We start from the raw sequence: 9,298 nt of genomic DNA, 5'->3' as shown, positions 1-9,298 counted from the left end.
ACTAACCTTTATAAATACTATTTCTTAAAGAAGAATAACCTATATACAGGTTACTTGTCAACAGCCAACAAGCCAGTTAAACTAAAAGAACCATACTAGTAATTACAAATTTCTCTTTAAAAAATCATTATAAGCAAGCCTTAAACCCTCACGCAAGTTAACCTTGGGAGTCCAGCCCATAGCTAAAAGCTTGGAAGAATCTAAGAATTTACGAGGAGTACCATCAGGTTTGGAGGTGTCATTCACTATTTTACCTTCATAACCTATAACGTCCTTAACCAACTCGGCTAGTTCCCGTATCTTTACATCTGCACCAAAACCAACGTTGACATGCTGGTCACCACTATAATTTTCCATTAAAAAGATGCAAGCTTCTGCTAAATCATCAGAGTAAAGAAATTCTCTTTTAGGCTTACCCGTTCCCCACATCACAACTTCCGGGGAATTGTTAATCTTCGCTTCATGAAACCTTCGAATAAGACCAGGAATAACATGCGAATTCTCTGGGTGATAATTATCATTCACGCCATAAATATTAGTTGGCATACAGCTAATAAAAGCTGTCTTGTATTGTTTATTATATGCTTGGCACATTTTGATGCCTGCAATCTTAGCTAGCGCATAAGCGTCATTTGTTGGCTCTAGCTCACCTGTCATTAAATACTCTTCTTTGATTGGTTGCTTAGCAAATTTAGGGTAAATACAGGAGCTACCTAAAAACAATAATTTTTTAACAGCATTTAAATGGCTCTGGCTTATGATATTCAACTGGATCATTAAATTGTCATACAGAAAATCAGCGGGATAAGTTTCATTAGCATGAATCCCGCCTACTTTAGCAGCAGCCAAGAAAACATAAGCTGGCTTCTCTGCCTCGAAAAACTCTTTTACCGCTACACTATCTCTTAAATCTAGTTCTTGGGATGTTCTAAATACTAGATTATGAAAACCTTTTTCTTGCAGTTTTCTCACAATTGCTGAACCAACGAGACCATTATGCCCTGCAACGTAGATTTTGGAGGTTTTATTCATGATAAAACTCCAAAATCTATAGTAAATAGTAAATAGGGAATAGGGAATAGATTAATTATTGCCATATTATTTTTTACCTTTAAAAAACACTTTTAATATTACTAGATTCCCGCCTTCGCGGGAATGACAATGTGTTTTACCTTTCACTTTTTCTTGTTCCCCCTCTCGAGAGGGGGTTAGGGGGTGTGTTTACACTTCACAACTCTGAATTACATCAAACCCACTATCCCTTAAGGCTTTATCTTTTCTAAATAACTCAACATCTTTAGCTACCATTTCTTTGACAAGCATAGCCAAATCGTATTCTGGCTTCCAACCAAGTACTGTGTTTGCTTTGGTTGGATCTCCGATCAACAGTTCAACTTCTGTTGGTCTAAAGTACCTAGGATCTACTTTTACCAACACTTGTCCTTTTTTCAGATGACTAGGTTTACAACATAATTTTTCTGAAAACAACTTTTCATCAATACTATCAATTATCCCCTGTTCCGTTAAACCTTTTCCCTGAAAAACTATTTTCAACCCAATCTCCGCAAAAGCCATTCTGATAAACTCTCTTATCTCTGTTGTTTTGCCAGTAGCAATTACAAAATCCTCAGGAGTTGGTTGCTGGAGCATTAAATGCATCGCTCTAACATAGTCCTTCGCATGTCCCCAGTCACGTTTAGCATTCAAATTGCCCATATAAACACAGTCCTGAGTTCCAATAGCAATTTGAGCAACAGCTCTGGTTATTTTCCTTGTAACAAAAGTCTCTCCTCTAAGTGGACTCTCATGGTTAAATAAAATGCCATTACAAGCGAACATATTGTAAGCTTCACGATAGTTCACTGTTATCCAATAGGCATAAAGTTTAGCTACACCATAAGGTGAACGTGGATAGAAAGGCGTTGTTTCTTTCTGCGGTATCTCTTGCACTTTTCCATAAAGCTCAGAAGTGGAAGCTTGATAAATTTTCGTCTTTTGACCAAGACCAAGAAGTCGAACAGCTTCAAGTATCCTCAAAGTTCCAAGGCCGTCTGCGTTACCCGTATATTCTGGAGTATCGAAGCTCACATGCACATGACTCATAGCTGCTAAATTGTATATCTCATCCGGTTGTACCTGCTGAATAATTCCAATCATATTGGTACTATCAGTAAGATCCGAATAATGTAATTTCAAATTCACGCCCCTATCATGAGGGTCTTGGTATAAATGATCTATTCTACTTGTATTAAACAGCGAGGAGCGTCTCTTTAGTCCATGCACTTCATAGCCCTTGTCTAAAAGAAGCTCTGTAAGATACGCTCCGTCTTGACCAGTAATTCCTGTAATAATAGCTTTCTTTTTAGTCATTATTCCACCCTTCCACCGCTAAAGCGGTCCCCCTTCCCTTATAAAGGGAAGGATTGTTTTTAATTCAACCTATGTAAATACTCTTTCAGTACAATCAGCATAGCCTCAATGTCCTGCTCCTGTAAATCTCCAATGTTAGAAATACGGAAAGTGTTTCTATCCGTCACCTTACCTGGATACAAAACATATCCTCGTCTTTTCATAAACTCATGCAAACCCTCAAAAGAATAATTCTCCTTATCAGGCTCACAAACTGTTGTAATAATCCTGGAATGACAGCTCTTATCTACAAGCGTTTCTAGTCCTAGTGCTTTCAAGCCCTTCATCAAAACTTCCCAGTTAGCAGAATAACGCTTATATCTATTTTCTACCCCTTCGTTTTTTAGTTCAATAATGGCTTGTTTTAACGCATATAAAGTTTGAACTGGAGGAGTGAACCTCATTTGCCATGTTTTCTGAAATCCTTTGTATTGTTTATATAAATCTAAATAAAACAATTTGCTCTTCTGGTTCTTTAACTCTTCTAATTTTGACTTGTTTGCCACGACAAAACTAACTCCTGCCATACCTTGTAAATTTTTATTAGAGCTTGCTGCCAAATAAGAAACATTCATTGCAACCATATTAATAGGAACAGCACCATATGAACTCATAACATCCACCAACATTTCTACTTTCATCCTTTTGCAAATATTACCTATGGACTTGAGGTCATTAAGTAGCCCTGTTGTTGTTTCGCTATGCACAACTGCTAAATACTTAAATCCTTTTCCTTGGATAAAATTTTCAAAATCATCTAAGTTTATTGGCTCTATATTCGAACTCTGATATTCTAGATAATCCAGCTCATAAGCGTCAGCAATCTCGCACATGCGCCTGCCATACGCTCCATTATTGACTATTAATAACTTACCAATAGCAACAGAGGCTAACATCGACTCAACTGCAGCTGTGCCTGATCCAGCAAAAAGTACACTAGTATAATCTTGGGTATTTGCAACAAATCTTGTTAATTCCTGAGAAATATAATCCATTAAAGTTCCAAATTCTTTCTCTCTTGGGCAAATGTCAGGAACTATTTGTGCAAACTTTACACTATTTGTTGTAGTAGCAGGCCCAGGGTTTAGTAAAACATTCCGTTTGACCTCAACGTTACGAAACTCTCTTTGACTGATTAATGGAGATACTTTCTGGGTAGCTCGTTCATAATGGGCTAAATCGTCTATTTCACACCAAGCAAGCCCCACCAATCTTTTAATATAAATTTTGTGAATCTCCCTGACTTTAACCATAGTCATCTCATAATCCAACATTGGGTTATCGCTAATAACATAATAATCAACCATTGCTAAAAGCAACTCTTTGGAAAGCTTAGAAATGCCGACTAATTCCGAATAAGGATTAGGCAAATAGTTGCTTTGCTTGGACATATTAAGCAAATTAACATCCTCGTCTACCCACACATAAACCTCATCACCAGAACCAGTCCAATCGCTTGATAAAACTATATTAGAATTATCATCATTAATAAGCTCAAAAATAGCTCGTTGTTCATATAGTAAGTCTGATTCTAATAATAAAAATTCTTCGTCAAGATAATCGACTAAACAAGCTAAGGTTCCCATACTCCCCGTATTTTTAAACTCGTCATTTCTAACACAAATTATTTGGCTATATTTCTGCGCTAAATCTTCATAGAAATTTGCTAAATAGCCAGTACCTATGACTATTTTTTCTATACCTTGCTTGATTAGTTTTTGGACAGATCTTTCAATGAGAGATAAACCATCTATTTCCATAAAACCTTTTGGTTTATTTTTAGTTTCAGATGATAGTCTGCTACCCAGACCTGCTGCTAAGATAACTGCTGTTTTAATCATAAATATACTTTCCTGTCTTTTTTAAATTCTATAACTATTGCTCAAAATAATCTATCATAAACCTTGACCAGATATATACTTTTTCAATCTATCTTTGATTTCAAATGGTTTGACTTTGGGTCTAGATAACTTAGCATTTACCTCTCTTTTAATTTTTATACACAAAAAAGTTAAAACCTTATTCTTCTGCCAAGATTTAAGACATTCATCCATTTCTTCCAAAGAATGAACATATTTGCTTTCCTTATAGCCAGCGCTTGCAGCAATTTGAACAAAATCAACATTATGGGAAACGGTAAACTGACCACCAGTAGAATCATGCATATTGTTATCTAACAAAATGTGAAGCATATTATCAGGAGAATAATATCCATTAGTAGCTAAATTGCCCATTCTCATAAGCAAAGCACCGTCACCATCTATTGCAATAATATCCTTATTTGGTCTAGTTAAAGCTAATCCTAAGGCAAAGGAACTGATACAACCCATACTCCCAACCATATATAAATTATTCAAAGAATCCTCTACTTCAGATAACTCTCGACCAGTAAAACCAGTAGTAGCTAAAAGGATTGTCTTTGTGTTCTTGTTTTGGTTAATTACTTCCAAAACGTGTTTTCTGCTTGGTAATTCAATATCTCGTTTTGCTTTTTGAGTAACAAATATTTGAGGTCTCGTTTCTCTCACCGAACAATTTTTTAGTTCAACACTACTAAATGTTTTGTTTTTCACTATAAAGAAAAAGGTATGATTACTATTAATCACTTCATCAGCTTCGATAAGTTGTTGTGCCGCAATTTCCTCATCAGTAGACAAGTATTCCCAGCGAATTTGCATAAGGTCTAACAGTTTTTCTGTAATGACTCCCATTAATTCATGTTGCGGTTCATCATTATTCCCTGGTTCCCCTCGTAAACTAACAAAGCCTAAAACAGGTATTTTGAAAGGATAATTAAGCGATGTCAGTGCTGTAATGGCATTTGTTAATCCACTGTTTTGCATAAGAACAATGGGTTTTCTGCCACCTAGATATGCGCCTGCGCATGTGGCAACAGCATCACCTTCATTGTGGCTCATTACAAAAGAATTTTTATTAATCAGATAATTAATAAAAAATGTCAAATAACTACAAGGAACACCACAAAAAAAGTTATAGCCTAAACTATCAAGCTTATTGCCAAAAACATTAGTATCTAACAGCTTCATTTTGTGCCAGGGATTAATGTTAAAATTTCTTTAATAGACATGCAATGATCTTCAACTTCTAACGCTCTATCATGTTTTAAAATTGTTCTCGCAACGTTTACCATTGCTGGGTAGGCGGCTCTAAGCAAATGATTGGCATAAATCACAATATTTGCTCCATGCTTCTTTAATTCTTCTGCTTTTATTTGGTTAAAGCTAGTTGGCACCACAACTACAGGCGTTGTTTTATCTTCTTTTCTAAACTTAACAAGAAACTCTAGTATCTCTTGTGCTGTCTTGGCTCTTGAATGAATCATAATGCCGTCAGCGCCTGCCTGAACATAAGCAAAAGCTCTTTTGATGGCATCATCCATACCCTTTTCCAAAATCAAGCTCTCTATTCTAGCTATTATCATAAATTCTTTGGTTATCTGTGCTTCTTTGCCCCTTCTAATTTTATGACAAAACGAATCAATATTATCTTGGACTTGGCTGACGTCGTTGCCTAGCAGGGAGTTTTTCTTTAGTCCTATCTTATCTTCGATGATGACCGCGCTAACACCTGTTCGCTCTAAGCTCCTAACTGTAAATTCAAAATGTTCAACTAACCCGCCAGTATCAGCATCATAAATCATTGGTTTTGTGGTTACTTCAAATATTTCATTGACTGTATGTATCCTCGCAGTAGTATCTACGGTTTCGATGTCTGGCTTCCCCTTCGAGGTGGAATCAGTTAAAGAACTTGACCACATAGCATCAAACTCTAACTTCTTGCCATCATCTTCATAATAAATATTCTCAACTATTAGTCCACTCAAAGCATTATGAACTTCCAAAACTCTGACTAGTTTATCTGCACTTAGTAATTTTTGAAGTCTTCCTTGTCTGACTGCAGAGGTAATCCCGTTCTTCATCATTTGCTCTTTAATTCTCAGCTCATTAATATCACTACTATAAGGGACTTCCACTAATTCCCCACCCCATTGTGATAATAAATCTATTACTTCTGCACGGAATTGTTTTTGATAATTATTTTTCCAATCGTCACCATGAATAACATAATCTGGCTGAAGCTCTAATAAATTATTTTTATAACTAGCAGTATCTTGGGGAATTATTCGCTTAACCAAGGAAATGTTCTCCAAAACTTCTTTTCTTTTTTCATAATCAAGATATGGAATATCGTTTAATTCGCCACAGGCTTTTAAAGTAAGCAAACCAACAATAACTTCTCCGTATTCTGCTGCTTCTTTAATAATTTTTATATGCCCAGCATGCAAAAGATCCGCAATCATAGACACATAAACGGTTTTCATTAGACTTTTCTAACCAATTTTCTTGTTCTTTTGTGTTAAATCAGGATGTTTAAATCTTTTAACAAATTTCTTATCAGGAAAATATTTCAATAGAAACTTACTACACCAAGGCTTCCAAGTTGATAATCCACCTGTTCCAGAAAACTTGGAGGGAACATCATGGTCAACAAAAAAATACAATAAAACACGAGAGCCTATGCCTCTCTCGATACACTCTCTCCCCTGGATTGGAGTTTTCCAATCAGTGCCATATAGTGTTTGCAAATAATCTTCAATTAAATTAGGAAGGGAATACTTGGTATTTTTAATCTTAACTTCAAGAAGCTTCTCTTTGTTAAAATAATCTTTTTTATAATAAGTAAAACTATTGAACCACTTTAATCCAAAAACTTTATAATGAATATTGGACCATCTAATAGGTATCATTAACCAAATATCAAAATGGTATTTAGTGTTTCCATATTGCATTTTAATTCGATTAAAATAAACTCTCTCTATACAACAATTATGTTTAATTAGTTCATTTACAACATTTACTAATTTGGGAACGTCCACGTCATAGACGCCAACATCAACATCATCATCATAGGGTATAACTTTTTTATCTCGATATATACCTAAAGCTGTTCCAAATAAAAGCACACAAGTTAGACCGTGCTTCTTAAAAGCATCATTAATAAGGTCTAATAAATATTGACCATCATCTTGATCTGTTTTGGATTTATCTATGTTTCCTGGGTCAGCTGAAAAATATTTTGTTAATTTCTGTTTTCCCTCTAAAAGTCCTATTGGCATAATAAAAGATTGTATCATGCATAATACTCTATTTCCATCTTAAATTAACTCATAATGCTGTTGGTTTATTAGTGGACATAGGGAAGGATTTTTTAATTAAGTAATTATTTAAAATTCTTTTCGTAAAGCTTTTTATACATACCATTATTTGTTAAAAGCTCTTCGTGGGTACCTTGTTCTGCAATTTCTCCCTTAACTATAACTAGTATTCTGTCAGCGTTAATAATAGTTGAAAGTCTATGAGCAATTACTAGTGTGGTTCTATTTTTCATTAACTTATCTAAAGCGTCTTGAACTAACTGCTCTGATTCATTATCCAACGAAGAGGTTGCCTCGTCTAAAATCAAAATCTTTGGATTCTTCAAAACTGCTCTAGCTATTGCCATTCTTTGCTTCTGACCGCCTGAAAGCTTCTGACCTTTTTCACCAATTCTTGTAACATACTTGTTCTTCATTTTTAAAATAAATTCTTCCGCATTAGCTACTTGTGCTGCCTTTACTACTTCTTCTCTAGTAGCTCCAGGCTTACCATAAGCAATATTGTTCTCAACCGAACCTCTAAACAAAATAGTTTCCTGAGGAACTATCCCCAAAAAGTTTATGTAAGAACTCTTCTTAATATCCCGGATGTCTATGTCATCGATTAGAAGCGCCCCTTCATTAACATCATAAAACCTGCTTACCAAATTAATAAAAGTAGTCTTCCCTGAACCACTTGGACCAACTAAAGCTACTGTTTCTCCTGGATTAATAACTACACTCATATTTTTAAGTACAATCCCATCTCCATCGTTATAAGAAAAACTAACATTTTTGAACTCAATTTTCCCATCTAATTTATCTAGCTCAATAGCATTCTTTTTGTCCTGAACAGTTGGAATGATATCCATAACCTGGAAAACTCTTTCTGCCGAGGCTAGTGATTGCTGAATTTTAGAATAAACCTTACTTAGAGTTATAATCGGATCAACTAATAGAAAAATACCCGTAATAAAGGCGATTAGCTGTGAAAGCTCCATTTGACCAACAACAACTTGAGTAAATCCATACCAAAAAATAACAACAATTGCTATAAACTGCAAAAACCCAAACACAGGTTCTTGCAAAGCAGCAATTCGAACATTCTTCATAGCAAACTTAAAGTTTCGTTCGTTTTCTCTAGTAAAGCGCTTAAGCGATTCATTCTCCATAGAAAAAGCTTTAACAATCCTCACCCCTGCTAACGACTCTTGTAATACAGAAAAAATGTCTGCAGATTTTCTTTGAATTTTACTAGAATATCGTCTAGTTCTTCTGCCAAACATTTCTATCAAATAAAAAAAGAAAGGAAGAACTACAAACATTAAAAGCGTCAGTTTGTAATTAATAAATAGCAAATATCCAAGAATCCCAATAAATGTCAACGCCTGAGGTATAATTGAAGCAAAACTAGCACAAATAACTGATTCAATCATCCCAACATCACTAAAAACTCGACTAGTAATATCACCCGTTCGATACTTTTCATAAAAATCTAAAGATAAGCTCTGAATATGTCTAAAAAAATCAACACGTAAATCAATGGTAATTCGATTAGAAATATACGCCATCAAATAAGTTTGAAATAATTGAGCTAATAACCTTAGGGCATAAAGAATGCCAATATAGGCAACGTTCAAATTAAAAAGCCAAATATCTTTCTTAGCTATTACGTCACTTAAATCACGCATTAAGGGAATAAAGAAAACGTTTGATGCTGCATATAAAGTTGAA

At 35.0% G+C, this 9,298-nt stretch carries 7 protein-coding genes; all 7 read right to left on the bottom strand.

Annotation, left to right across the window (positions count from 1 at the left end; all coding sequences use genetic code 11):
- Positions 1-102: 102 nt before the first annotated feature.
- Positions 103-1,032, bottom strand: a complete 930-nt coding sequence (locus tag PHF25_07595) for a GDP-L-fucose synthase (GenBank protein ID MDD4527879.1) — start codon at positions 1,030-1,032, stop codon at positions 103-105.
- 189 nt (positions 1,033-1,221) lie between these two features.
- Positions 1,222-2,370: a GDP-mannose 4,6-dehydratase gene (gmd, locus tag PHF25_07590; GenBank protein ID MDD4527878.1), complete on the bottom strand. Its 1,149-nt coding sequence runs from the start codon at positions 2,368-2,370 to the stop codon at positions 1,222-1,224.
- Between the two features lie 59 nt (positions 2,371-2,429).
- A complete protein-coding gene (locus PHF25_07585) occupies positions 2,430-4,250 on the bottom strand; it encodes a 2-aminoethylphosphonate--pyruvate transaminase (GenBank protein ID MDD4527877.1) in 1,821 nt (606 codons plus the stop codon).
- A gap of 54 nt (positions 4,251-4,304) precedes the next feature.
- The gene (gene aepY / locus PHF25_07580; protein ID MDD4527876.1) at positions 4,305-5,456 is read right to left on the bottom strand and encodes a phosphonopyruvate decarboxylase; all 1,152 of its coding nucleotides are present in this window, start codon (positions 5,454-5,456) and stop codon (positions 4,305-4,307) included.
- Positions 5,453-6,751, bottom strand: coding sequence for a phosphoenolpyruvate mutase (gene aepX / locus PHF25_07575; GenBank protein ID MDD4527875.1), 1,299 nt, complete (start codon positions 6,749-6,751; stop codon positions 5,453-5,455). Before aepX ends, aepY begins: the two co-directional genes overlap by 4 nt.
- Before the next feature lie 9 nt (positions 6,752-6,760).
- Positions 6,761-7,546 carry a LicD family protein gene (locus PHF25_07570; GenBank protein ID MDD4527874.1) on the bottom strand — a complete coding sequence of 262 codons (786 nt, stop codon included), beginning with the start codon at positions 7,544-7,546 and terminating at the stop codon, positions 6,761-6,763.
- Positions 7,547-7,650: 104 nt separating this feature from the next.
- The coding region (locus tag PHF25_07565; GenBank protein ID MDD4527873.1) for an ABC transporter ATP-binding protein at positions 7,651-9,298 on the bottom strand (1,648 nt) is incomplete at its 5' end.

It is taken from the genome of Candidatus Margulisiibacteriota bacterium (assembly GCA_028706105.1).
Classification (GTDB): domain Bacteria; phylum Margulisbacteria; class Riflemargulisbacteria; order GWF2-35-9; family DYQY01; genus DYQY01.
The sequence above is the reverse complement of the archived record's forward strand: the minus strand, read 5'-3'. Positions and strand labels throughout refer to the sequence as shown.